Source organism: Streptomyces sp. AB3(2024) (genome assembly GCF_041862025.1).
Taxonomy (GTDB): Bacteria; Actinomycetota; Actinomycetes; order Streptomycetales; family Streptomycetaceae; genus Streptomyces.
The window spans coordinates 62262-85917 of the sequence record NZ_JBGWAB010000017.1 but is presented as its reverse complement, the minus strand read 5'-3'; the positions used below and the strand labels follow the sequence as shown (position 1 = coordinate 85917).

18 protein-coding genes and 2 pseudogenes are annotated in these 23656 nt (G+C 72.0%); 8 read left to right on the top strand and 12 right to left on the bottom strand.

Going from position 1 to position 23656, the window contains the following annotated elements; all coding sequences use genetic code 11:
* Nucleotides 1-186: 186 nt before the first annotated feature.
* From ACEPPI_RS10410 to ACEPPI_RS10395, 4 genes are all read right to left on the bottom strand, one after another.
* The gene (locus tag ACEPPI_RS10410; RefSeq protein WP_373914942.1) at nucleotides 187-564 is read right to left on the bottom strand and encodes a hypothetical protein; all 378 of its coding nucleotides are present in this window, start codon (nucleotides 562-564) and stop codon (nucleotides 187-189) included.
* A gap of 477 nt (nucleotides 565-1041) precedes the next feature.
* A complete protein-coding gene (locus ACEPPI_RS10405) occupies nucleotides 1042-1458 on the bottom strand; it encodes an XRE family transcriptional regulator (RefSeq protein ID WP_373914941.1) in 417 nt (138 codons plus the stop codon).
* Nucleotides 1459-2189: 731 nt separating this feature from the next.
* A complete protein-coding gene (locus tag ACEPPI_RS10400; RefSeq protein WP_373914940.1) occupies nucleotides 2190-2897 on the bottom strand; it encodes an RES domain-containing protein in 708 nt (235 codons plus the stop codon).
* 337 nt (nucleotides 2898-3234) lie between these two features.
* The gene (locus ACEPPI_RS10395) at nucleotides 3235-8220 is read right to left on the bottom strand and encodes a hypothetical protein (RefSeq protein ID WP_373914939.1); all 4986 of its coding nucleotides are present in this window, start codon (nucleotides 8218-8220) and stop codon (nucleotides 3235-3237) included.
* Between ACEPPI_RS10395 and ACEPPI_RS10390 the strand changes: the two genes are divergently transcribed.
* From ACEPPI_RS10390 to cas1e, 3 genes and pseudogenes are all read left to right on the top strand, one after another.
* A complete protein-coding gene (locus ACEPPI_RS10390) occupies nucleotides 8219-9724 on the top strand; it encodes an esterase/lipase family protein (RefSeq protein WP_373914938.1) in 1506 nt (501 codons plus the stop codon). The two genes, ACEPPI_RS10395 and ACEPPI_RS10390, sit on opposite strands and share 2 nt — an antisense overlap.
* Nucleotides 9725-9945: 221 nt before the next feature.
* On the top strand, nucleotides 9946-10623 hold the full coding sequence (cas6e, locus tag ACEPPI_RS10385) for a type I-E CRISPR-associated protein Cas6/Cse3/CasE (RefSeq protein WP_373914955.1): 678 nt from the start codon (nucleotides 9946-9948) through the stop codon (nucleotides 10621-10623).
* 3 nt (nucleotides 10624-10626) lie between these two features.
* Nucleotides 10627-11435: pseudogene (gene cas1e / locus ACEPPI_RS10380) on the top strand (type I-E CRISPR-associated endonuclease Cas1e); the annotation flags it as partial.
* Between the two features lie 117 nt (nucleotides 11436-11552).
* Here the strand turns inward: cas1e and ACEPPI_RS10375 are convergent.
* The gene (locus ACEPPI_RS10375) at nucleotides 11553-12353 is read right to left on the bottom strand and encodes a peptidoglycan-binding protein (protein WP_373914937.1); all 801 of its coding nucleotides are present in this window, start codon (nucleotides 12351-12353) and stop codon (nucleotides 11553-11555) included.
* A gap of 237 nt (nucleotides 12354-12590) precedes the next feature.
* Here ACEPPI_RS10375 and ACEPPI_RS10370 point away from each other — a divergent pair, with 237 nt between their 5' ends.
* Entirely contained in the window at nucleotides 12591-13604 is a 1014-nt protein-coding gene (locus tag ACEPPI_RS10370) for a hypothetical protein (protein ID WP_373914956.1), read from the top strand.
* Between the two features lie 46 nt (nucleotides 13605-13650).
* On the opposite strand, the gene ACEPPI_RS10365 is transcribed toward ACEPPI_RS10370, so the two are convergent.
* Nucleotides 13651-13941 (bottom strand): hypothetical protein, encoded by a 291-nt coding sequence (locus ACEPPI_RS10365; RefSeq protein ID WP_373914936.1) that lies wholly within the window; start codon nucleotides 13939-13941, stop codon nucleotides 13651-13653.
* 400 nt (nucleotides 13942-14341) lie between these two features.
* Between ACEPPI_RS10365 and ACEPPI_RS10360 the strand changes: the two genes are divergently transcribed.
* A complete protein-coding gene (locus ACEPPI_RS10360; protein ID WP_373914935.1) occupies nucleotides 14342-14884 on the top strand; it encodes a 2'-5' RNA ligase family protein in 543 nt (180 codons plus the stop codon).
* A gap of 101 nt (nucleotides 14885-14985) precedes the next feature.
* Here the strand turns inward: ACEPPI_RS10360 and ACEPPI_RS10355 are convergent, their stop codons facing one another.
* The 6 genes and pseudogenes from ACEPPI_RS10355 to ACEPPI_RS10330 all read right to left on the bottom strand — a co-directional run bounded on the left by ACEPPI_RS10355 (nucleotide 14986) and on the right by ACEPPI_RS10330 (nucleotide 20050).
* Entirely contained in the window at nucleotides 14986-15456 is a 471-nt protein-coding gene (locus ACEPPI_RS10355) for a hypothetical protein (RefSeq protein ID WP_373914934.1), read from the bottom strand.
* Nucleotides 15457-15800: 344 nt separating this feature from the next.
* Nucleotides 15801-16328: an RICIN domain-containing protein gene (locus ACEPPI_RS10350; RefSeq protein ID WP_373914932.1), complete on the bottom strand. Its 528-nt coding sequence runs from the start codon at nucleotides 16326-16328 to the stop codon at nucleotides 15801-15803.
* A gap of 222 nt (nucleotides 16329-16550) precedes the next feature.
* On the bottom strand, nucleotides 16551-17003 hold the full coding sequence (locus tag ACEPPI_RS10345; RefSeq protein ID WP_373914931.1) for a hypothetical protein: 453 nt from the start codon (nucleotides 17001-17003) through the stop codon (nucleotides 16551-16553).
* Nucleotides 17004-17521: 518 nt separating this feature from the next.
* Complete coding sequence (locus ACEPPI_RS10340) at nucleotides 17522-18244, bottom strand: RlpA-like double-psi beta-barrel domain-containing protein (RefSeq protein WP_373914929.1); 723 nt, start codon at nucleotides 18242-18244, stop codon at nucleotides 17522-17524.
* A gap of 422 nt (nucleotides 18245-18666) precedes the next feature.
* Nucleotides 18667-19225, bottom strand: a pseudogene (locus ACEPPI_RS10335) (hypothetical protein).
* A gap of 441 nt (nucleotides 19226-19666) precedes the next feature.
* Nucleotides 19667-20050, bottom strand: a complete 384-nt coding sequence (locus ACEPPI_RS10330; RefSeq protein ID WP_373914928.1) for a hypothetical protein — start codon at nucleotides 20048-20050, stop codon at nucleotides 19667-19669.
* Nucleotides 20051-20423: 373 nt separating this feature from the next.
* Between ACEPPI_RS10330 and ACEPPI_RS10325 the strand changes: the two genes are divergently transcribed.
* The 3 genes from ACEPPI_RS10325 (at nucleotide 20424) to ACEPPI_RS10315 (ending at nucleotide 23480) form a co-directional block, all read left to right on the top strand.
* Complete coding sequence (locus ACEPPI_RS10325) at nucleotides 20424-21569, top strand: YcaO-like family protein (RefSeq protein ID WP_373914927.1); 1146 nt, start codon at nucleotides 20424-20426, stop codon at nucleotides 21567-21569.
* 172 nt (nucleotides 21570-21741) lie between these two features.
* On the top strand, nucleotides 21742-22665 hold the full coding sequence (locus ACEPPI_RS10320; RefSeq protein ID WP_373914926.1) for a permease: 924 nt from the start codon (nucleotides 21742-21744) through the stop codon (nucleotides 22663-22665).
* On the top strand, nucleotides 22662-23480 hold the full coding sequence (locus ACEPPI_RS10315) for a TIGR03943 family protein (protein WP_373914925.1): 819 nt from the start codon (nucleotides 22662-22664) through the stop codon (nucleotides 23478-23480). The genes ACEPPI_RS10320 and ACEPPI_RS10315 overlap by 4 nt, the downstream gene beginning before the upstream one ends.
* Nucleotides 23481-23656 lie beyond the last annotated feature (176 nt).

Sequence of the window (23656 nt, the reverse complement as noted above, 5' to 3'; positions counted from 1 at the left end):
GAGCACGATCGCCACAGGCGGGTTCGCTGTGAACTTCGCTACGGCTGCGTCCCGCCGGCCTTTGGCGGCAGGCTTCCGGCCGGATGGCTTCGAGCCGAGCAGCTGCAGGCACAGCCTCGGTACAGGCCGTGCCTGGGTGCGTTCAGGGAGCTGGATGGGGAATTGGTTCTTTGTCGGCCGGGGGCATCAGACGTATTGGGGTTCGCCGATGATGTGGCGCCCGATGCGGTTGGCCAGCCGGTTCGCTCGCTGGAGGTCCTGGCTCTGCACGTGAATGTAGACGGTGTGGTCGTCCGACGGGTCCTCCATGAAGAGCCTCCGGCAGTTGAGGGTGACCTCCACTCCCGCGTCGCCGCCTTCGTAGCGGGGGCGGTCCAGTTCCGGGATCGCCGGCCACCTCAGGGGCCACCATTGCAGTGCGGCCGGATTGGAGCCCACGGTGGCGATCAGCACGTCCTCGACGCTGCCCGCCGGGGCGTCCTCCAGCTCCAGTTCGACCGGCAGGCACTGCCAGTCGCCACCCAGGTCGAGTGCGGTGTCCGGACGTGCCGGCTCTCCCGGCATCCACGGTTGGCACCCCCGCGGGGGCTGGTAGTTGCCCCGTGTCGTGAAGGCCCCTGGCAGCGCGGTCAACAGCCGCTGCCATTCGTCCCGTTGCGTCGCCCGCGCACTCGCCTCACCGTGGCGTCGCTCGTGTCGGCCAGGGCCGGCAGTTCCCGGCCCACCCCAAGAGCCTCTGCCCGATCCCGCGTGCGCAGTACCGGGTACGCCTATTCAGTGGACATGCCAGGGAGTCTGCCAGGGACTCCGGCGGGCAGTGCCGCCGTTGTCCGCCCGGCTGCCGGGTGCGTTGTCAAAGGGAAGGGGGCGTCCCGGAGCGTCGTTCGGTCCGGGTGGTACGGACCGCCGGACCACCCAGTGCACCGGGCATGTCACGCCCTGCCGGTGGTGCTGCGGGTCCGAAGGGAGGCCTTCGTAGCACCTGGCCCGGCATCGCGGCTTGGGCTCGTGGGGGCTGCCGGGTCGGGTGGGGCGGGGGGGTCAGCCGCCGTCCACGTAGGCGCGGGCCGCCACCATGACGTCGCGCATGCGGCCGTCGGCGATGCACTGGGCCGGTGCTTCGTCCTCCAGCTGCGGGTTCATGCCGATCATCCAGGCGCGCGCCGTGTAGAGGCTCTCGGCGTCCTGGATGAGTTGGAAGACCTGGAGGGCGGCGCGCAGGCGTTCCTCGGATTCGTGCCGGGGGGTGGTGTCGCCCGATGCCCACTTGCCGACCTGCTTGGGGTCGCTGATGTTGGCGATGCGCGCGGTCAGGCGCTGCCCCAGGTTGTCCTGGAGGAACCGGGCGATCTCGCTGATGTGCATGCGCACGGTGGTGATGTGGGCCCGTTCGGCACTCACCGCGCTCTTGGCGGCGGCGACGGCGGGGGTGGGCGTGGCGGTGGCGTGTGAAGGCATGGTCAGGTCTCCCTCGTTGCCCTGACTGTGCGCCCGCGCGGTGGCGGGTCGCGTGTTCAGGCGACGGGTGTCGGGTGCGCGCAGGACCTGGCTGTCGCGTGCTGCTGCGATGGCAGACGGAAGGGACGCTCGGTCGCGGCGAGCTGTGAACGCTTCGTGACGTGCTTCCGACCCGCCGGGAAGCGTGACCAGTGACGGGTGGGGTGGGCCGGGCCGGCTAGCGGCGGGCGGCGGGGTTCAGCATCGATGTATTCCGGTCCGCGAGGATCCGGCGCATGGATGACCGGAGAGTGCTGGCAGTGCGGCGGCGCCTGTGGTGCTTGGTGGTGCCGCGATGTGCAGAGCGAACCCCGAAGGTAAGCACGCACGGACGATGTTGCCGGTGATGCTCATGAGATCCCCCACACGCTCCAAGTCGGTCGATGTACTTGTCAGGTTACCCATTATCACCTGTCAACTCCACCTCTTAGGAAGAATCCAGCGGGTTCTCGACGGAGCGTCAACTGCTGCGTTTGAGGCTGGACTTAGCTTTTGACCTGCATTGATGTTGTCGATTGGGGGAGGGGGCGGAGGCTGAGCGGGTGTGGGGAGTGAGTTGTTTTCCTCCTTTTGGACGACGGGGATGTGGTGGTTTTCCGGGCGGTTTCCAGGTGGGTTTTCGGGTGGGGGAGCGGGTGGGGGAGCGGGTGGGGGAGCAGGGGGGTGAGTTGTTGCGGCCCGGGCGGGGCCGGTCACAGCATGGTCAGGCCGTACTCGTCGGCCACCCGCCGCAGTGCCTCCGCCTCGGGGAAGACCAGACTGGACTCCTCCTGCTTCAGCGCCACGTCGCTGAAGACGGCCCAGCACTGGCGCATGCCGAAGCGTGAGCGGTAGGCGATGCCGTGGACGAGGCGCTCCTGCTCCGAGGGACCGGTGCGCTGGGTGATGGCCCAGGCAGAGATCAGCCGGGTGATCCGGCGGTTGAAGCCCTGGACGTGTTCCGTGGTGAGGAGGTCGACGCCCTGCTCCGCCAGCTTGTCCTCCAGCTCGTGGGAGAGCGTCTTGAGGGTCCGTTCGTCGTCCACGTCGAGGAAACGGGCCTCCTTGGGCGGCTGCAGACGGACCAGGGTGTGGCGGGTGGTCCAGTCGCGAGGCATCTTGCCGGGGCCCATGTAGTACGGCTCCTGCCAGTCGTCCGCGATGACCTCCCGCATGGCGGGGCTCACGCGGAAGGGGGCTAAGGCCTCGGCGAAGCAGCCGTCGTGTTCGGAGGCGCAGTAGAGGGTGCCGTAGCTGACCAGGCTCCAGCGGTTGCCGCCCGTCCGGTCGGAGTCCTCCTGGCTGATCTTTTCGTACGTGACCGGATTCTTGGACTTCCCCAGCCGCCAGATGCCGCGTTCCGGTGCGGGGATGAGGCTGACGTCCGGCTGTGCGGTGTCGGTGTCGGTGTCCCGGCTCATGGGGCCGTTCTCCTTGCTCCGGCCGCCTCCGCGGGACGCGGGGGCACGGGCCGGTGATGCTCGTGGGCTCGTGCGGCGGGCGGGCCGGCAGGGCGGTCCGCCCGCCGGGGGAGCCGGTCTTGTGACGGGGTGGTCAGCGGTCAGCAGTCAGCAGTCTTCGGTCACCGCGTGAGGTGTGGGGCGCCTTCGGTGTGGCGTACTGATCGGTGACACATGCCGAACGATCATTTTCATGCTCGGGTGCGATCGAAGCGACCGGGTTGCGCGGGGCAACGGGGGCGCACGAAGGAACACGGGGGCGCACACGGGCCTGCGCACCGGTCTGCGCACGGCGTGATCAGCTTCCGTCCGTCCGGCACCGGGCGAGGTCGATCTCCACGGCGGCGGCTCCACCGTCCCCGGTGAAGGAGAGCACGACGCGCCCGCCGCCCGGCGCCGCCGGGTGGGCGGCGATACCGCGGACGGGGCTGCCGGTGGCGAGCAGCAGACGGCACTGCCCGGTGGCGGCGTCCCAGACGCGGATGGTTCCGTCGGCCGCACCGGCGGCGGCGAAGCTGCCGTGGCCCTCCGTGTTCCACAGGGCCAGGGCGTGTACGGCCGCCGACGTGTGGCCGGTCAGCGGTTCGCCCAGGGGGCGGCGCCCCGCCAGGTCCCACAGCCGCACCGTGCCGGTGTCCCCGGCGCTCGCCAGATGCGGCGGAAGGCCGCCGAGCGGGCCGGGGTTGAGGGCGACGGCGTGCAGGACGCCCTGGTCACAGCGCAGGGGCCCGCCCAGCGGGCCGAGTTCCGCGTCCCACAGCCGTACGGTGCCGTCGGAGCTCGCGGAGGCGAACCAGTCCCCGCCCCGCCCGCACGCAGCGGCCGCCACCGCCCGGATCCGCAGGCCGTGACCGGTCCACGTGCGCAGCGGGCCCGGATCGTCCAGGTCCCACAGCCGGACCGTTTCGTCGTCGCCGCCGCTCAGGAGCAGGTGGCGGCCGTCCGCGGTGGTGCAGGCGGCGAGGGCGCGGACGGGCAGGAAGTGCCCTTCGAGGACGTCGGGCAGGAAGCGGCGGGTGCCCGCGTCCCACAACCGGATGCCGTAGCCCTCGCCTCCGGACGACCCGGAAGCCGACCCGGAGGCCGACACCAGGACGCGTCCGCCCTCCCGGCGGTGGGCCCAGACCAGGGCGGACGGCGGCCGGCCGGTGTCGATCCGGGCGACCGCGTCCCCCGTACCGATGTCCCGGACGTCCACGTACGGGACGCCGTCGCCGCCGAGCGCGAACCAGGAACGGCCGCGCGGGTCCCCCGGCTCCGCCAGGAGCAGCGCCCCGCTCGTCGGCGCGGGCTCGTCGGGCGTACCCGCACCGGCCAGCGCGCGCTCCAGGACCTCCCGGTTCCACATCCGCAGCGTGCCGTCACTGGAGGCGGAGGCCAGAATTCCGGATTCCGGGGAGGCGACGGGGCTGAGCGCCGTCACCGCGGAGGCGTGCCCGCCGAGCAGCCCCGGAGCCGCCAGACCGGCGGTTTCCCACGCGGAGACGTCCCATACGGCGATGCCCCGGCCCGTTCCGGCCGCGAGCAGGTGGCGCTCGCCCAGGACGAGGCCGGCCAGGCAGCTCACCGGCCCGTCGGCGCCGGTGAGGGTCGAGCGCATTCCGCCGGTGCCCCAGACGCTGACGCTCCCGTCCGCGTGGCCTGCCGCCACCGTCCCGGGCCGCGTGGTGGGAGCCAGCACCCGTACCGCCCCCGGGAGGCCGAACGCCGCCACCTCCACCCCGGCCTCGGTGTCCCGGAACGTCAGGGACGCCCCGTCGGCGATGGCCAGCAGCGGCCGGCCGGGCGGATCCTCCAGCGGCGCCAGCGCGGTGGCACTCGTACGCGGCGTGTCCCCCGGCAGGGTCAGCAGGTCCTGCGGCCCCATCCGCTCGTTCCACCAGACCACCTCCCCGTTCCCGTTGACGCTGAGCACCGCGAGCTCGTGCCCGCCGTCGCGGTACGCGCACACGTCGGCGATCCAGATCCCGCCGGGCCGGTGGACCTGGTCGACGAGCCCGCCACCGGCCGGGTCCCACAGGCGTACGGTCCCGTCCGTACTCCCGGACACGAGCAGCGGGGACTGGGCCGGGCGCGGTGCGAGGAGCAGGTGGTGTACGGCGCCCTCGTGACCGCGGATCCGTTCGCGGAGGGCCGTCCCCTCGGCCGCGTCGATCAGCTCGATGCCGCCGTCGTCGTCGCCCACCGCGAGGGCCGCGCGCCCGTCGGGGGCCGTCACCGCGGTCATGGACCGCACCGTGGTCCCGAGGGTGGCCAGGACGTTGACGGGCGGCGTCCACCGGGACCACAGCACGGTCAGCGGCCCGGGCACCCGGGCTGCGGTGCCCGCGCCCGAGCCCGCGTCCTCGGACGTCCGTGGGCGCGCCGTCCCGGGGAAGCGCAGCGCCGTGTGCGCCAGGTGCAGGCTGGCCAGGCGTGAGGGGTGGTCGGCGCGGTGCAGGTAGGGCTCCACCGCGGCCCACGCCTCCAGCCAGAGCCGGCCCTCCCGCCCCCGGCCGGGGCCCAGCAGACCGCGGACGGGGCTGCCGGTCAGCCACGGAAGGACCTCGGGCGGCACGTGCGCGTCGTCCAGGACCCCGCCCAGGCGGGCGTGGCGCGCGAGGTACCGGCGTACGTAGGGATGCGGGGCGGTGTCCGGGGGGCCGACGGCGCCTTCCGCGCCGGCAGCGGCGCCGTCAGCGGCTGCGGCGCCCGCGGTGCCCGCAGTGGCGCCGCTCTGCGGCGCGGCCAGCTCGGCGAGCGCCCGCGTGATCCGGGCGTGCACGTCGGCGTCGTCGGCGTACGCGGCCCCGTACGCGCCGCCCCCGTACGCGTCCCCCTCCGCGCGGCGCGTGTCCCCGGCACTCGTCCCCGTAACCTCATCGCCCCCACCAGCCCCACCAGACCCGGCCCCATCGGCCTTGTCGGTCTCATCGGTCTTATCCGCAGGCTCGTCCTGACCATCCGTCATTCCCATCCCCCCACCAGGCGCCGCCCCGCCCACGGGCCGGGCGCGCAGCACGGCGGCCAGCTGCTCGTGCGCCGGCCGGTACACCCGCTGATCCTCTTCCACGTCACGGGTGAGATACCCCGCCAGACGTCCCTCCAGCAGAATCCCGATCTTGCCGTCGGCGTCCTCGACCGCCCTCCCGAGCACCGCGGACGCCACAGCCGGCCACACCTCCCCCCAGGCGATCCCGCGCCCCAGCGCGAACGCCGACGCCCGCAGCAGGGCCAGCGCCTCGTCGGCCGCCAAGCCGTCCTCCGCCGACCGCGCCAGATCGGCCTCCAACAGCCCGGCCGTGCCCTCGCCCAGCCGGGCGAGCCAGCCCGGGTCGGCCAGCAGACGCGGCCCCGCCGTGCGCAGCTGCCCCGCCGCCACGCGGGCGTCGAGGAAGGACCGCCCCGCCGCCCCGGCCACCGTCCGCGACACCTCCGTCAGGTCGTGCCCCGCCCAAGCCGCCTCCCCGTCCAAGAGGGCCCGTACATACCCCTCGACGTCCTTGCCCATGTCCGCGTCGTCGGTACGCAGCACGGCCGCCCCGCGGAACGCGTCCCGCAGCCGGTCCAGGAGGTCCGGGCCGCTCGCCGTGGCGCCGTCGCCGCCACCCTCGCTGCCGCCGCCCGTTTCGCCGTCGGTGGCGAGGCCGCCGCCGCCCGGGTCGCTGCTGCGGACGGCCACGACCAGCCGGACCCCGCGCACCACGGGCAGCGGCCGGTCGCCGGAACAGTCCCGGCCCCCGACCGGCACCGCGGGCGCGGGCACAGGCGCAGGCGCAGGCGCAGACACAGCCGCGGGCGCGGGCGCAGCGCCGCGCACGGACAGATGGCCGGCCAGCGGCACCAGGACCTGGTGCAGCGCCGCCGCCGGATCGGTCGCCTCGTCCAGGGAGTCGACGACGATCGTGACCACGGGGCCGGGCGAAGCCAGGAACCCCCGCATCCCCAACTGCCAGCGGCTCAGCTGGTCCCTGCCCGAGGGGTCCGGGCCGACCCCCAGCTTCTTCGCGATGGCGCGCAACAGCCCCAGCGCCTCCCGGCCCCGCGCGGTGACCGCGATGGTCACCGCGCCCTCGCCCGGAACGGTTTCCGGCGGACAGTGGCCGACGGCGGCCGCGAACAGGGCGGACCCGCGGAACTTCGCGTCGCTCAAGGTCACCGCGCGGCCCAGGATCGCCGACTTCCCGCTCGCGGTGATGCCGGTGACCACCAGGATCCCCGGCGGACCCGTCAGGAAGGAGACCACCGCGGCGTTCAGCCGCTTGCGGCCCGAGAAGTACCAGCCCGGGTCGTCGGCTCCGGTGCGCCCGCTGGCCTTCTCCACCCAGTAGCCCAGGTCCTCCGGGGTCGCCGCCACCTCCTGCCGGCTCTCCTCCACCGCGGCCCGCTCGGGCCGGTACCCCGGGTTCGGCAGGGCCGGGGTCGGGACGTGGAGCTTGCCCATCACCACGCGGCAGTCGACGGACAGGCTGCGGCCGAGCTCCGCGCCGATCGCCTGCCCCGCCTGGTACAGGGCCCGGCTGAACTCCGACATCGTCAGGTACGGGCGCGTGATCCCTCCGGCCGTACGCAGCCACTCGTGGGCCGCACGCAGTACGAGCGCGAACTCCCGGCCCATCACCCGCGTCTTGGACGCCGCCGTGACCAGGACGTTCAGCGTGCCGTACGTGGTGCGCGCGGCGTCCAGGTCCCGGGAGAGGTCCAGCAGCTCGCCCGCCAGGTCGGCGGACTCGCACATGTTCACGACCACCAGGACGTCCCGCGCGTGCGAGTCGAGCGCGGCGATCACGATCTCCGTCGTCCGGAGCCCCGTCGCCAGCAGCCGGCCGGGGTCGGTGTCCCGCAGGACCGCGAAGTGCTTGGCCGCGGACGAGGCGACCCCGTGGCCCGTCACGTACAGCACCACCGGAACGTCCGGCTCCGCCTCCCGGATCCCCGACGTCGTCAGGAAGCACTCCACGTCGTGACGGCTCGTCACCGACTGCGAGGGCGCCACCTTCACGAAACCGGGCCCGTCCGGAGGCGGCCGCTCCCACCAGAGGGCCACCGCCTCCAGCTGCGCCCCGAAGGCCTGGCGCAGTGCCTCCGTCCCGTCCTCCATCGGCAGGACGAACAGGGTGCCCGTACGCGGCTCCGCCTCCGCGGCGGCGCGGACCGCCGGCGCCGGCACCTTCCCGGCGACGGCCCGCACCCCTGTCGGCGTCGGCGGCGGCGTCGGCGGCCTCGCCGTCCGCCTCGCCTCCGCCGGACCGGTTAAGCCGATCTCGCCCCGCTCCCCGTCCACGGTCCTATTCTTCACTGCCATGAACGAGCACCCGCACCGCACCACCACCATCACCACCGCACAGCACCCGCAGGAAGCCGGGGAGTTACCCGACCACATCACCCAGGACGCGGTCGTCGTCGTACCCGGGATCATGGGCAGCACCCTGCGCGACACGACCACCGGCAAGGACCTCTGGGGCATCGGCGGCATCTCCTGGCTGTTGAAGGCCTGGACCACGCCCTCGGGCCTGAAGTCCCTGGCCATGACCGAGGACGAGCTGGCGGGCAAGACCGGCCGCATCGAGGCGACCGGCCTCCTGAAGCACTCCGCGTGGACCCCGTACCTCGCGGGCAGCGAGCCGTACGCCGACCTGGTCGACACCGTGCGCTCCAGCGTCGCCGACCCCGCCGCGATCCTGGAGTTCGCCTACGACTGGCGCCTGCCCGTCGCCACCAACGGACGCCTCCTGGCCGAAGCCGCACGCCGCCACCTGACCGACTGGCGGCTGCACCCCGCCCACACCCTGGCCCGCCGCCACCGCACCGACCAGCGCGAGGGCCGGCTCGTCTTCGTCGCCCACTCGATGGGCGGCCTCGTCACCCGCGCGGCCCTCGACCCCGCCCACGACGGCGACCTCCACACCGACACCCGGGGCGTCATCACCCTCGGCACGCCCTTCCAGGGCTCGGTCAAGGCGGCGGTCATCCTCGCCACCGGCCGCGGCGCCCCCGTACCGCTGCCGCACCGCAAACTCCGCGCCCTCTGCGCCACCATGCCCGGCCTCCACGACCTGCTGCCGCAGTACCGCAGCCTGCGCGCGGGGGACGACGTACGCCACCTCACCCCGGGCGACGTCACGGCCATCGGCGGGAACGCGGAGCTGGCGCGCGACGCGGCCCGCTTCCACCACCGCCAGAAGAACATCGTCCTGCCCGGCCACCGTTCCGTCGTCGGCGTCAACCAGCCAACCTGGCAGAACCTGACCATCAACGGCGGCGAACTGGAGGCCCACTACGACGGAGCCCGCCAGAACTCCGACGGCACCTTCATCCGAGACCGGAACGACCACATCCGGTACTTCCGGGTCCACGGCGACGGCACCGTGTACAAGGAGTCGGCCATCCTCACCGACGCCGTCACCCACCTGCCCCTCCAGCACGGCGATGTCGCCAAGGCGCCGACCGCCCTCGACGCGATCACCGAGATCCTGCGCGACGACATCCACCCCGGACCGCCCCAGGGCGAGGCGGGCTGCGGCCTGAGTGCACCCGACCTCGTCGAGGCGGGCCGGCCGTGGAAGATCCACCTCAGCGACGTCGACTCCCTCCCGGGCCTGACCTGCCACCTCACCGACCTCGCCGACCCCAGCCGTCCCGTGGCACAACTCACCCTGACCTGGGAGGACGGCGCAGCGGTGGCAACGGCATCGGCACCGTCCCCGGGCCTGTACCGCATCGAGGTCCGCACTCCGGACGGCTTCGACATCACCCAACTGGTCCTGGCCACCGAACCGGACCAGCCCGTGGCCGAAGCGGAGGCGTAACCCGCACCGGGCCCCGCCGCCGCCACCGACCGGAGCCGAGCCGGAACCTGCAGGCACCCCGCGGCACCACGCCACCGCCCTTGGGCCGCGGGGCCCGACGCGCACAGCCGGCAGCAGCCTTTCCGGGACGCCAAAGCCTTGCCGACACAGCCCGGACGCCGCCTGCCCCATCAAGGCCGTCGCCACCCGGCAGGGAGCATGCTCCCGGGGCCGGTACGGGGCTGTCTCGGCCGCAGCCGTACTCGTCGCTCGATGATCGGTCACGCCGGTCGAGTCGCGGCCCGGCCTCGCGCAGGCGGGGCTGCGGGCCCGCGGAACCTCGCCGCCCCATCCTGTGGCGCCTGGACCGCAACTCCCGGGCCGAGGTGCTGCTGTTCATCGTCAGCGAGGAGCGCCCCGATCTCACCCACTTCGTGGAGCAGGCCGGGTGGCCCACCACCGCTTCCTGGCAGACCTACGAGTACAAGGCCTTCCTCGACGGGCTCACCGCCGACAGCACCTGGGCCTTCCGCCTCACCGCGAACCCCGTGCACAACGTGCGCCGTACGCCCGACGAACCCCTCAAGCGGACTGCGCACCGCACCCCTCGGCACCAGATGGGGCGGTTGCTCACCCATCAGCAGAACGCCGGCTTCCGAATCCTGGAAACCCCCGCGGAGCGACGTCGACTCGCGCAGGGCGACGAACTCCAGCTGACCGTCCGCGACGAGCAACGCCACCAATTCGGCAAGACGGAGAGGGGGACGGGCAAGCCCAACCGGGTGCCGCTCGTGACGGTCACCTTCGACGGCCGTCTGGAAGTCACCGATCCCGTCGCCTTGCGCCGCACCCTCACGCTGGGGCTCGGCAAGGCGAAGGCGTACGGCTGCGGCCTGATGACACTTGCCCAGGCCGGGTGAACGATGGCCACAGTGGCGCAACGCCGGGCATCGTCCCCGCGTGACCTGACACGCGTCGCCGAACGCATCTCCTCCATCTGCCCGGAGCGGTGCGTCGTCCACCGTGACGCCAACGCCAACGCCAACGCCAATGCCATCACGGCCGAGGACGCCGACGGCACCACCCACATCCCCTCCGCCACCATCGGCACACTGCTCCTGGGTCCCGGCACGCGCATCACCCACCAGGCCATGAGCGTCCTCGCCGACAGCGGTGCGGCGGTCGCCGGGGTCGGCGAGCAGGGCGTGCGCTACTACGCAGGCGGACGTGCGCTGAACCGCTCCTCGGCCTCGTGGAAGCCCGGGCCACCCGCTGGGCCGACCGCCGCACCCGGCTGGACGTCGCTCGCGCCATGTACCGACTGAGGTTCCCTGACGAGGACCCCTCGGGAATGAACCGACAGGAGCTGCTCGGCCACGAAGGCCGTCGCCTCAGGGATTGCTACCGCAGGCAGGCCGAGCGCACCGGCGTTCCCTGGCACGGCCGGCATTACGTGCCAGGCGACTTCAACGCCGGCGACGCCCCCAACCGGGCGGTGACGGCCGCAGCCCAGTGCATGTACGGAGTCGCCCACGCGGTCGTGGCCGCACTGGGCTGCGCCGCCGGCCTCGGGTTCGTCCACCCGGGACACGAACTATCGTTCGTACTGGACGTGGCCGACCCGTACAAGACGGAGATCGGCATTCCCGTCGCCTTCGACATGGCAGCCGACGGTGAGGAGGACATCGGCTCCCGCACACGCCGCGCGCTGAGGGACCGGATCAACAAGACCCACCCTCGCGGCCGCTGGTTCACGTGCTGTCGTCCCGCCCGCCGGGGTCGGGCCGGTGCGCCGGGCGCTACAGGCTGCGGTAGCCGTCCCGGCGCACCGTGCACCGCGGGTCGAGGGTCAGCCGAGGTAGGTGATGTCCCAGTGCTCGCCACGTCGGCCGTGGAGCTCCAGGACGTACTCGGCGTTGCGGCCCGTCCACCGCGGATCGTTGTTCTTGCCGCGTGGCTTGCCGGGGGCCATGTGGTTCCGGATGAAGCTGTTGAGGCAGGCGTTCGGCCGGATGTCGATCTTGTAGCCGTGCTCGTGGGTACGCGGGCCCGACGTACTGTGCGGGTACTTCTCGGCCGCGCCGGTGATGACGAAGTCGCACTTGCTGCGCTGCTTGAGGTCGAGGACGAGGTTGAGCGTCCCTTCGCGCACCCCCTGGAAGCTCGTGCACCCTCGCTTGTACTTGTCGATGCAGTGCCCGGAGGACCTGAAGGGGATGTCGGCCGCCTTCAGCCGGGCGACGGCCTGGGAGTGGGTGAGTTCGCGGCTGGGGGACCCGCCGGTACGCGCGGACGGGGCGGCGTTCAGGGCCTGCCGGGTCTTCTGGCCGGCCGCGCCGTCGGCCGTCAGGCGGTGCTCGTTCTGGAAGTCCTTGACCGCGGCGGTCGTGGTGGGGCCGAAGACGCCGTCGACGGCGACCGGGTGACCGTGCTCGGTGAGCCGGCCCTGAAGGGTCCTGACGGCCTCACCGCGCGAGCCCTGGCGCAGCGTCAGGGGTGCGAGCGGCTTGGCGGCCGCTTCGGTGAGCCGGTCCCCGGACTTGACCGTGTCCTCGGCGCTCGCGTTCGTGGTGCCGGCGACGGACAGTCCGATCACGCCGGCGAGGGCCACCGACAGGACCACTCGGGTCGTGCGCTTGTTCTGCTTCATGGGGCTCGCTTCCTCAAGGGCAGGGCCGTGCCCGGGCATGGCGGGGCAGCCCGGGCAGGAGGGTGGGGAGTGCCGGCGACCGCCGACGGACCAAACGATGTCACTGCCGGTGCGGCGGCCGATAGGCTGACGCCGTCCCACATGTCCCAACCCGTCGGCCCTTGTCCCACACGGCATCTGACCAGCAGTTATGTGGATGGCCCCGGGACAGGTGGGACGACGGCCGAGAGGAGGCCGATGACCGGCAGCAGGCGCGCGAGGAACCAGTCCCTCCCGGTACCCCCTCCGCCCGAGGCCTTGGACTGGCTCCACTTGTTGGCGGAGGCCAGAGACGAACTGCAGCTCCAGGCCAGGACACTGGAACCGGCGCTGAGGGCCCAGTACGGCAGGGCCGGCGTCGCGAAGAGCACGTGGCAGCGGATCCTCGCCGGTGAGTACCTGCCGTCGCGGGAGGTGTTCGGTCAACTCGTCAGCTACCGGAAGTTCGACGGGCCTTGCCGGGAGCGGCTGCTGGCCGCCTGGGAGAAGGCGTGGTCCGGATTGGAGCGGCTCGAAGCCGAGAGCAGGGCGACGAAGGAGGGCACGGCGGCAGACCCTCCTGTGACGGAGCACGAAGGCGGCAATGCCGCAGCGAGCCCCGCGCCGCACCGCTCCTGGCGGCAGGGGAGGCGCGCGTTCGCGATCGTCGGGGTGCTGGCGATCATCTGTGTGTCCGTGCTCGTCGGACGCCACCTGCCCGGGTCCGGGAAGTCGGCATCGTCCGGCTCCGGGTCGCCCCGCGACACCGTGGCCGGGAAGCCGGTAGCCCGTACGACGGCCGGTCCCGCCGGCCCCACAGGCTCGACCGAGCTGGGCGGGAACCACAAATGCGGGCGCATCCGCTACCTCAACGGCCTGGCGTGGACGCCGTGCACCCGAGCGGACGGAGCCACGCTGGGCTTCGTCCTTCGCCTGACCAACACCGGCCCGCAGCCCGTCACCGTCAGGGCCAAACTCGCCTACGTCCAGACCGCCGTGCCCCATGCTTGCCCGGGGCCCTGGGGAACCGGGCTGGAAGTCACCATCGGACCGGGTGAATCGCTGGTGAGCCCGCCGGGGGAGTGCAGCGCGGCCAAGCTGGCGGCCACGGTGTTCCAGGCGAAGGCATGGGTGACCGCCCCCGACGAGGAATCCTGGGGATACCGCGAGATGTCGGTCAGCGCGCACGTCCAGAGCGACGGCCGCAAGGTGATCTGGGCGGACGAGGCGTAGGCCGTGTGGCAAAGCCGGCTTCGCGCCCGTGTGGGGACTTCCTGCTCTATCCCTTGGGGTAGGACATGGGCGGATTGCCCGATTCGGTGAAACTGCTCAGAAACAGCCCGAGGCCCGAGTAAAATGCCAGCTCAGAAGGCCTGCTTCCCGCACCCGCGGGGATGACCCCGGCGCCCACGGCCACGCCCTCGGCGGGTGGACCTGCTTCCCGCACCCGCGGGGATGACCCCTGTCCTTCGGTCTGGAATCCCAGGATGTGCCGTCCCGCGTCGGTTATGTTCACGAAGGGGTCGTCCCGTTCCAGGTTCCACTGCTCGGCAACACGCGCGGTGATCACGTGGGGAGGCTGCCCCGTTGTTGTCACTACCGGCGGCGCTGTCGCACGATCGAGGGGCAGCCTGCAGAAGGCTGCCCCTGACCACTCCGCAGCCCGCCATGCTCCAGCCTCCCAGCGAAACCCGCAGGTCAGACCGAGAAATCCTGCTGGAGTATTAGCGGAAGCTGCATTCCCCAGGCCTCTGGCACGACCCGCGACGAATGGCGCGGGCGATGGCACACCGACATCCATCAGCGACGTGAACGCGGCTGGACGATCAGCGCGATCGCACCGGGTCCGGCGTCTACGGCGTAGCCCTTGTCCCCGAGCAGGGCCTCGGGACGTCGGCGGGGCCGTCACTGGCTCGAAGAACTCAGTCTGGCAGTGTCGGATCCCGCACCTGACCTGCGATGATGATGGTGTGCCAGAGCCGGGGACCACTGCCGTCGTCATCGTTCTGCCCGATGCCGCCCCGCTTCTCGATGCGGCGTGGCGTGTTGACCCGGCTCTGGTGCGGCGTGGGGTGCCGGCGCACGTCTCGCTCCTCTACCCGTTCGTGCCGGAATCGGCGCTGACAGGTCGGGACGAGAAGGGCGTGCGTTCCCTGGCGGCGGGTTTTCCGGCAGCCGATCTGCTCTTGGAGGAGGTCGTGACGGCGTCCGGCTTCGTCGCCGTCACCGTTCCGGAACTGCAACCGGTCGTCGACGCGTTCCACACCCAGTGGCCCGGGTTGCGCCCGTACGGGGGCCGCTTCGGGGCGCGGCCCGCCGCCCATGTCACGGTCGCCATGGGTGCGGACGACCCGACGACCGCCGGCCGAGTGCGCGCTGCGGTCGGCGGCCTGCTGCCGCTGCGCACCCGTGCGGCGGCGGTCCAACTGGTGGCGCTGACGGAGGAAGGCTGGCGGCCGCGGTTGACCGTGCCGCTCGGCGGCTCGCCGGACGGCATCCTCCACGGGCTGTAGACCTCGCCCCGCACCGGTTCCGGCGTGCATCGGCGCAGTTGTGGGGCGCATGGGGCCGGCGCGACAGGACGGGGCAGGACGGCGGCGGTGGTTGCCCTCGGTCAGCGGTTGCCGGGGCTCAGCAGTGTGGCGGCTGCGGCGATGAAGGCGGCTGATGCTTCCTTGGCCGCATGTCGCTGGGTGTCCAGCTCGGTCCGGTCGATGGCCTTGCGCAGCGCGTAGGTGGCATCCGCGGCCTGTTGGGCGGGGCCGGCCAGTTCGGGGAACAGGACCTGAAGGCGGATGTGGGGCGCGGTGATCGCCGCCCGGGTGTCGTGGGACCTGGTCTGGGCCTCCAGCTGGTGCTCGGAACCCGCCTCGGCCAGGGCCAGACGCTCCCGATGGAACATCGCCGAGCGGTGCGCGTCCAGGGCGGCCGCGAAGGCGGTGACGGCGCCGAGCCGGTCCTGGCGGTGGCTGTCGGCGCGCTCCTCGGCGCGTGCGGTGCGTGCCGAACGGTGCTGGAGGAGTCCGGCGGCCAGGGCGCCGGCGAGGGTACCGAGTACGGCAACGATCGAAGACCATATGGACATCAGGGTGTTGGGTCCTCTCGGGTGGTCGGAGTCGGTGGTGAAGTCGGCTCACCAGCGGCAAGCGGCCCCCGGCCGCTGCTGATGAGGCAGCGTACGAGGGCCTGGAGGAGTGCGGGGCGGGCGGGTGGCCCGGAGTACGTCGAAGGGTCGGTGAAGTGTTCCGGGGCGTCGTCATGGGGGCCGGGGAACCAGGCAACGGCGTAGGCAGCCGACGGCCCGTCAGGCGCTGGACCTCGACAGCCCGATCGAGGGCTGGACGCAGCTCCGCCCGGTGGTTCTCGGCGAGGACCGCACCTCAGGAGAGCCACCGGGCGGAGCACCACGGGTTCAGGCCGACGGGCCCGTCAGTGGTTGTAGATGAAGTCGCGCGCGAAGGCCCAGCGCTGGTTGTCGCCGTTGTTGCAGCTCCACAGCTGGGCTCCGGTGCCCCAGGTGCCCGCCTGCCAGCCGTTGATCTCCAAGCACCCGGTATAGGCGCTCTTGAGCTCGGCCGTGGCCTGGCCGTTGACGTTGCGCCAGTGGTCGAACCACCAGAGCTGGTTGCGGCCGTTGTTGCACGGCCACTGCGTGACCGCCGTTCCGTTGGAGGTCGTCGGCGGCAGCCCTGACAGCTCCAGGCACTGGCCGGAGGAACGGTTGACGATCCGGAAGAATCCACCGCCCACGTTGTTGAAGACCCAGTTCTGGTTGTCGCCGCCGTTGCAGCCCCACACCGCGGCCTGGGCGCCCGGCTGGCCGGTCCACCCGGGCATCTCCAGGCACGATCCGCCGGCCACGTTCGTGATGGTGGTCATGTCGGTGGCGGGTGCCGCGCCGGCCGGGGCGGTCGTCGCGGCCAGGCTGCCGAGCAGCAGTCCTAGCGTGCACGTCATGCGTGCGATCAAGCGCTTCACTGAAGCCCCCCTGGGGAGTAAGTCGCATACAGAGAACGGACCTTGGTGGTGCGATCGCAGCATATATGAACAGGTGTGCGAAACGGTGGGGCTTTAGTGGGGGGTGTTACAGGCCATGCTTGGCGTCGTGACCGGGTCGGCAGATCCGAGTGTGCGGCCCGCGCGGACGGCGCCGAGGGCGGCGAGCTCCGACCCAGCCCGTCACGCAGCCGTGGACTTGCCCGGGTCCGGACGGCGGCGTCGCTGCCGGGCCGTGAAGGGGGTCGCCGCCAGGGCCGCGATGCCCACCCCGGAGGCCGCGAAGACGGTCGGGTTGACCCAGCCCGGAACCTGCTCGTCTCCGTCCGTGCCGTCCGGGCCGTCGGAGCAGACGACGGAAACGGGGAACCATGACTTCGTCACCAGGTACCGCTGAGGGGCGTTCCGGTCGCGCACCATCCCGTTGCCCTGGGCATAGGGGTCGGGGAGGCTGAAGCCTGTCATGTGTCCCCATCCCAGGGCCAGGGCCGCGATCGCGAAGGCGGTCAGCGACAGCTGGAAGCAGGCGGCCACCGTCAGCAGCGAGCGCAGCGAGCGGTTGCGAACCGCGAGGCCCGCGCAGACGGACACCGCGCCGGTCATGGCCGCCGCAAGGATGAGAACACCGCCGATCACCAATAGAACGATCACGAGATCTCCGACGCGGGGCGCACGGGCTGCGGTTGCATGCGCCGGATCGGGGGTCGGGCACGTGAATCGCAGACCACGCCCTCCTGGCTCGCCCGCGGCCCGGTCTCCGCCGCGTTCCTCGCCTCCCCCCGCAACCGGACCCGGCCGCCGAGCCGGCCCCGGCCGGAGGCGGGCGGACACGGTGCGCCCGGCCCGTAACGACCTCCCCGTCCGGCAGGTGCTCCGCGACCGGGCCCTGGAGGGCGCCCCGGAGATGACCGAGCCCCTGGCGGACATGCCGCCCTCCCCGGCGAGGACGCCCGCCGCCGTGACGTCTTCGACAGGGCCGGGCTGGGCTGGGCGGCATCCGCGTGGGCAGGACATGGCATCGGCGGTCGTGAGGGCCCTGCGAAGGAAGGCGACGAGGTCGTCGTCGAGGGCACCGACATCGGCTTCGCGCTGCGCAGGTCTCACTGTCCTGCATGCGCAGGCCGGCTGCGACGCTCGCGTGGCGGGCGAGCCGGCTACTCCGCGAATCTCCAGGTGACGTTGATCGTCCCCTGGTCCAGGGGGGCGAGTGTCGTGAACGCGGCGGGAGTCAGGTCCAGGCCGCGCCTCTGCGCGGTCGGGCTGGCGTCAAGGACCGTCGCGACGATGGACTTTCCCTTGTACGTGACGATGACCTTCTTGCCGCAGTGAGGGGCCGGGTTTCCCGTTCCGAACATGGTCGGGTCGAGCGCGACAACGAAGTCGCTGTCGCTGATGTTCTGGCCGCATGCCCCGGCCACACCATTGTTGTGGAAGAAGTCCGCCGGTCCCTCGTAGCTCTTTCCCGGCTTTGGCTTCGGGGGCGCTGGCGTCGTCTTTCCCGGCTTTGGCTTCGGGGGTGCTGCGGTGGTCTTTCCCGGCTTCGGCTTCGGCGGCGCTGCGGTGGTTTTCCCCGGCTTCGGCTTCGGGGGTGCTGCGGTGGTCTTTCCCGGCTTCGGCTTCGGGGGTGCTGCGGTCGTCTTCCCCGGCTTCGGCTTCGGCGGCGCCGCGGTGGTCTTGCCCGGCTGCGGTGCCGGGGGCGGTGCCGTCGTCCTGCCCGGTTCCGGAGCGAGAGCGGAGAGGGGCAGCTCGGTCTCGCCGGAGGCAGCCTCCCCCTGCTGTTCTGCGGCGCTCGCCGCCGAGATGGTGGTGCCGGTGTCCTCCGAGGCAGAGGCGGTGGCGGCGGTGATCACGGCCGCGGGACCGGTGGCCAGTAGCACGACCACCGCGGTTTTGGCGATTCTTGCTCGCATCGTTCTCTCTCTGAATGTCGCATTCTGCGGCGCGGATTCGGGAGAGTCGCAGTGGGGTATGCCGTACGACGGTTCCTCGCGACCGCGCCACCGCGGTGGCCACCGATATGGGCCGACGATCGCAGCGGACTCATGATCACGAATCCCGCTAACGATCTGCTAGCGCTCCGCTAACGACCTGCGCGGCGGGCGCCAGGGTGCCGAGGGGCAAGGCCCTCATCCCGGCGTGGCGGCCTCCGGCCGCGGTAGTTCTCCCGCCTTGTCAAGGAGCTTGACCGTGTAGCCGAGGCGGCGAACCCTCGAACCCTCGAAGGCCGGAGGCCAAGGGCTGTCGCGGAACGATCGCGGCGCCGAGTGCACAGCCGCCTGAAGAGCCGACGACGACGTGCTCAGCCGATGGCTCGTGGAGCGTCCGGCGACCGGGCGAAGTCGGCGAGCGCGTGGAAGTCGTTCTCACGCAGTCCGACCCGCGGGTTGACGTGGTGCAGAAGCCCGGACCCGCGATGGTGGGCGGTCACGTACGTCCGATCCAGCTCGCTCTGTTCATCGTCCACCCAGGCGAAAGGGCGGCCGTTGGCGTAGTCCACCAGCGGACCGGTCTTCCAGTGGACTCCATCAGGGCGTTCTTGCAGCAAGACGTCGCCGAAGTCGACGAAGGGAAGGTCCGGAAGACCGAGCACCGGTGCGATCCACCGGTTGGCGTCGTCCATCCACGTGGTGGCCCAGCACAGCTCGAAACCGAGCTGGCGCAGGAACCGCCCGTGCTCGGGGGTTGAGCCAGACCTGCGGGGGGCGGCGCCGCCGGGACGGGAGGCTCCGGTGCCCCTCACGGGACTCGCCGTCCAGAGGCGTTCTGAGTGTGGTGTAGCCGTCGGGGCATCTCTCCGGCTCGGCCGCATAAGGGTTGAGCGGTCCGTCCACGTCGAGGAACAGCAGTGGTCGGTTCACGGTTGCCCCCGGTCGTGCTCACTGTCGACTGCCCTGAGGAGCGTAGCGGCAGAGATCGTCTCGGCATGGCTGTCGGCCGCCTGCCGGAGCTCGCGTCCGGCAGGCCTGACCCGCCGGGCCGCGAACCGCGAGTACGTGCGCTTGCGGCCGGAGCGCCCGCTGCCGGGCCGGGAGCCCTCATGCCACTGAACCGGCTTCGCCGCCTCCCGGCCGGGCCGCCGTAACCGGCATCCGTGATGGCCGACGGCACCTCGATGTCCCACGGGCGGTTCTCATCGAGCACGCCGAGTGCGAGCTGCCCTTTCTCCGCATGCCCGATGCCCCCGAGAACCGGATCAAGGTCTGGAACGGCGACGCCCGGTCCGTGTAGTGGACCAAAACCGCCGGCCGGATCCTCGACCGCATCTGCCGCTACTGCTCACGCGCCTGCGAACCATGACATCAGGGAGCGGTGCACACGACATAGGCGTATGTCGAGGCCTCGCCCGTGGAGGTGTTCCTCACGCCGATTTCCCAACCCGTCGCGGTCGGAGCCGAGTCGGTGAGGAAGGTGGACGTGCTGCTGGTCCGGCCCCCTCCACCGGTCGGTACCAAACCGGAAGGACAGTTCGCCATGGCGAAAGCGAAGCCACCCGCGGGGATCGTCACCGTCGGGCCGGTAATCGGGTAGTGCTGCGACAACGGCGCCGCGACTCCGGGCCCGGCGGGCCGAGCGGGCTTCGGCGGATCGTCGCTGGAGGCCCCCGCCGTCGAGGTGGTCACACCCGTGACGAGGAGCACGGCGGTGGCCACGACGGCCAGGGCAATGGGGCGGATCGGCTTCATGTCGGCCTTCCTTGGAGCAACGGAGTCGGGGGACACCCCTGTGCTCCCCGGCTCCACCACGGTGATGCGCCCACCCACTCGTCCGGTCCAGGAAGAAACGTATGTGCGGGTACCAAACGAGTGACCCCCATACCGTGCGCTCGATCGGCGTCCCCCGAGTGGTTCGGCAGGGCATCCGCGATCCGCCGACCCGCCCCCGAGGTCCCGGCACCCGTCACCGCGATGCTCCTCGGCTTCTTGGGCGAGGTCGACACCTTCCGGGGCGGTCCATGAGACGCCCCGTCCTCACCCGGCCCGCCGACGGGACCCGGCTGATCCTGCCCACGCCCGACCACCCCGCGCCCGACCACGACCCCATCGGGGAGGAGAACCAGTGAGCACCGCTCTGCTCGATGCCCGCACCGGGCTGATCACCCGGCTCGAACCGCAGCGGCGCCGCCCCGGACTGCCCCGGATGTGGGTCGGCTACGGCGCCAGCGTGGCCCGTACCGACGTCTTCGCGCCCTGGCTCGCCGACCGCTTCGGCTTCGGCGCGTCCGCCGGGGACCACGACCGCGCCCGGCGGGCCGCCGTCGGGGAGGCCGTCGAGCGGTACTGCGGCAACGCCATCCCCGACGGCCTGCGCATCTCCTCGTACGACGAGCTCGTCTCACAGGGCCGGACCGCTCTGGATCCCGCGACGCTCGCGCTGTACTCGCCCGCCCAGTACGCCACGCCCGGCTTTCCGTTCACCCCGTTCAGCCGGGACCTTCCCGTGGCCCGGACCGTGGGCCGGGACCTGCATGACGGCGCCGAGGCCATGGTGCCCGCCTCGCTCGCCTGGCTCCACTACCACCACGGCCCGCGCGTCGCGGAGCCCGCCGTCCACTCCCTCGTCTACTCGGGCATCGCCGCCGGCGAGAACTCGGCGCACGCCGAACGCTTCGCGCTCGAAGAGCTCTTCGAACGCGATGCCACCACCATCTGGTGGAGTACCGGCGCCCCGGCCGCCGCCCTCACCGAAGCGGAGGCGGTCACCGTGACCGCACGGCTGGGCGGCCCGGCGCCGGGGGAGGGTACGGGACCGGCCGTACGGCTGCTGCACATCCCCTCCGAGTTCGGCGTGTCCGTCGCAGCCGCGTTCCCGGAGGACGCCGAGCGGGGCATGGTGGCCTTCGGCAGCGCCTGCCGCGTGATGCCCGAGGCCGCCGCCGAGAAGGCACTCGTCGAGGCGTACGGGCTGTACTCCCTCACCCGCCAGCTCGCCGAACCGGACAGCGAGGTGTGGCAGGCGGTCGGTGCCGGAACCCTGGAGAGCCATGTCTTTCACTCGGTGCGGGTCTGGCGACGCCGCTGCGCAGGGCGGACCGGCACGGCCATCACGCGCTCGCGCACGACTGAGCGGAGCCCGCCGCCCTCAGCCATGTGCGTTGAACGGGCCGCTTGCAGGCGGTCTATATGTGTGGCGCCCTACGTGCGTCGTCCGCTGAAGGGGGTGTTTTTGCCCTTCCTTGGAGGGAATCATCATCTCTATCGATAATCCGGTGAATCCCGGGAGGTAGATTTTTCGACCCCAACGTCCGACACGCGGAGATGGCATGCACAAGACGGCCGAGCTTTCCGGGGAAGCGGAGGCGACCGGCGGGGCCCCTGCGCCATCCGATGACTCCTCCCTTCGGGCTTCGATTCCCTGGTGGATGTACCCGTGGTGCATGGCGATGGCCTGGTGCGGTGTCGTGATTCTGGTCGGCACCGGACGGCTGGACGCGGCGGCCGTGCAGGCGTGGCGGACCGTCTGTCTCGCCGTCACGGTGCAGGCGCTGCCGTTCCTGCTGCTCGGCACGGCGCTGTCCGGTGCCATCAATGCCTTCGTGCCGGAGCGGGTGTTCAGCCGGATGCTGCCCAAGCGACCGGCGCTCGCCGTCCCGGTCGCCGGCCTGGCCGGGGCGGTACTGCCCGGCTGCGAGTGTGCGTCGGTCCCGGTCGCCAACAGTCTGATCGGCCGGGGCGTGACCCCGGCCGCGGCCTTCGCGTTCCTGCTGTCCGCGCCCGCCATCAACCCGGTCGTCCTGACCGCCACGGCCATCGCCTTCCCCGGCAGCCCCGCCATGGTCCTGGCCCGGCTCATCGCCTCGCTCGCCACCGCCGCGGTGATGGGCTGGCTCTGGCTGTGGCTGGGCCGCGATGAGTGGCTGCGTCCTGCCGCGCGGTACACCGGTCATCAGACGGGGCACAGCCGCTGGAACGAGTTCCGGCTCGGTTTCCAGCACGACTTCCTGCACGCCGGGGGCTTCCTGGTCCTCGGAGCGATGGCGGCGGCCACTTTCAACGTGGCGGTTCCCCGCTCGGTCCTCGACGTGGTCTCCGGCTCGCCCTGGCTGTCCGTACTCTTCCTGGCGGGTCTCGCCATCGTCCTCGCGGTGTGCTCCGAGGCCGACGCCTTCGTGGCGGCCTCACTCACGGGCTTCTCGCCCCTGGCGCGGCTGGCCTTCATGGTGGTCGGTCCGATGGTCGACCTCAAACTCATCGCCCTGCAGGCGGGCACGTTCGGCCGGGCCTTCGCCGTTCGCTTCTCCACCGCCACGACCGTCGTGGCGGTGCTCTCCAGCGTCCTGATCGGAGGAGTGCTGCTGTGAAACGTCCGGTACAGGTGGTCCTGCTCCTCCTCAGCGGCTTCGGACTGCTGCACGTCTCGCTGTTCACCGACCTGTGCCTGAGGTACGTCAAGCCGGGCATGCAGCCGCTCCTGGTCGCCTCCGGTGTGCTGCTGCTGGTACTGGCGGCGGCAGAGATCTGGTCGTACGGCGGGCAGCGGATGGAACACCGGACGCAGGAGGCTCACGCGCACACGGGCCACGGTGGCGACGGCGATGGCGAGGCCGACGAGCCCGACAGCGCCGTGCACCGACACGGCCACGGCCACGGCCACGACCACTCCAGCGTCCCCCGGGTGGCGTGGCTGCTGTTCCTGCCCGCCCTGAGCATGCTCGTCTACGCCCCACCGGCCCTCGGCTCGTACACCGCCTCCCGCGACTCCGCCAAGGTCGTGACGGAGCAGCGGCGCTTCGAAGAGCTGCCCGCCACTTCGCCGCTGCCGATGACCCTCACCCAGTTCACCCGGCGGGTACAGCAGGACCGCACACAGGCCATCAAGGGGCGGACGGTTCAGATGAGCGGCCTGGTCACCCTCGACAACGGGGGCGACGGCTGGTACCTCACCCGGATCGTCATCTCGTGCTGCGCCGCGGACGCGCAGTCCGTCAAGGTCCGCATGCACGGAGCACCCGCCCTGCCCGCCGACACCTGGGTCTCGGTCACCGGCACCTGGCACCCCGGCGGGACGCTCGGCACGATGTCCGCCCCGGCCGAGCTGGACGCCGTCACGGTCGGGGAGGTCGACCGGCCGGTGAACGGGTACAGCGACAGTCTGCCAATCGTTCCGTCCGGTTGACGGTTCACTGACGTGAGGGAGATCGCGACGGGCTCGCTGTCGTGGCCCCGACCGGTGGGGCCGTGCGCGACCCGGCCGTGCGCGACCCCGGCCGAGGACGGGCAAGGCGGCCGGGCCGCCCGGTGCCGTGGCTGCGACCTGATCGCCTGCCCCTGCCCCTGCGCCGCGGGCCCGGC

What these genes read in the sequence shown, in the direction of transcription:
- ACEPPI_RS10400 (WP_373914940.1), bottom strand. Translation starts at nt 2,897, where the DNA reads ATGAGCCGGGACACCGACACCGACACCGCACAGCCGGACGTCAGCCTC.
- ACEPPI_RS10395 (WP_373914939.1), bottom strand. Translation starts at nt 8,220, where the DNA reads ATGGCAGTGAAGAATAGGACCGTGGACGGGGAGCGGGGCGAGATCGGC.
- ACEPPI_RS10355 (WP_373914934.1), bottom strand. Translation starts at nt 15,456, where the DNA reads ATGTCCATATGGTCTTCGATCGTTGCCGTACTCGGTACCCTCGCCGGC.
- ACEPPI_RS10370 (WP_373914956.1), top strand. Translation starts at nt 12,591, where the DNA reads ATGACCGGCAGCAGGCGCGCGAGGAACCAGTCCCTCCCGGTACCCCCT.
- ACEPPI_RS10330 (WP_373914928.1), bottom strand. Translation starts at nt 20,050, where the DNA reads ATGAAGCCGATCCGCCCCATTGCCCTGGCCGTCGTGGCCACCGCCGTG.
- ACEPPI_RS10350 (WP_373914932.1), bottom strand. Translation starts at nt 16,328, where the DNA reads ATGACGTGCACGCTAGGACTGCTGCTCGGCAGCCTGGCCGCGACGACC.
- ACEPPI_RS10390 (WP_373914938.1), top strand. Translation starts at nt 8,219, where the DNA reads ATGAACGAGCACCCGCACCGCACCACCACCATCACCACCGCACAGCAC.
- ACEPPI_RS10405 (WP_373914941.1), bottom strand. Translation starts at nt 1,458, where the DNA reads ATGCCTTCACACGCCACCGCCACGCCCACCCCCGCCGTCGCCGCCGCC.
- ACEPPI_RS10375 (WP_373914937.1), bottom strand. Translation starts at nt 12,353, where the DNA reads ATGAAGCAGAACAAGCGCACGACCCGAGTGGTCCTGTCGGTGGCCCTC.
- ACEPPI_RS10410 (WP_373914942.1), bottom strand. Translation starts at nt 564, where the DNA reads ATGCCGGGAGAGCCGGCACGTCCGGACACCGCACTCGACCTGGGTGGC.
- ACEPPI_RS10320 (WP_373914926.1), top strand. Translation starts at nt 21,742, where the DNA reads ATGGCGATGGCCTGGTGCGGTGTCGTGATTCTGGTCGGCACCGGACGG.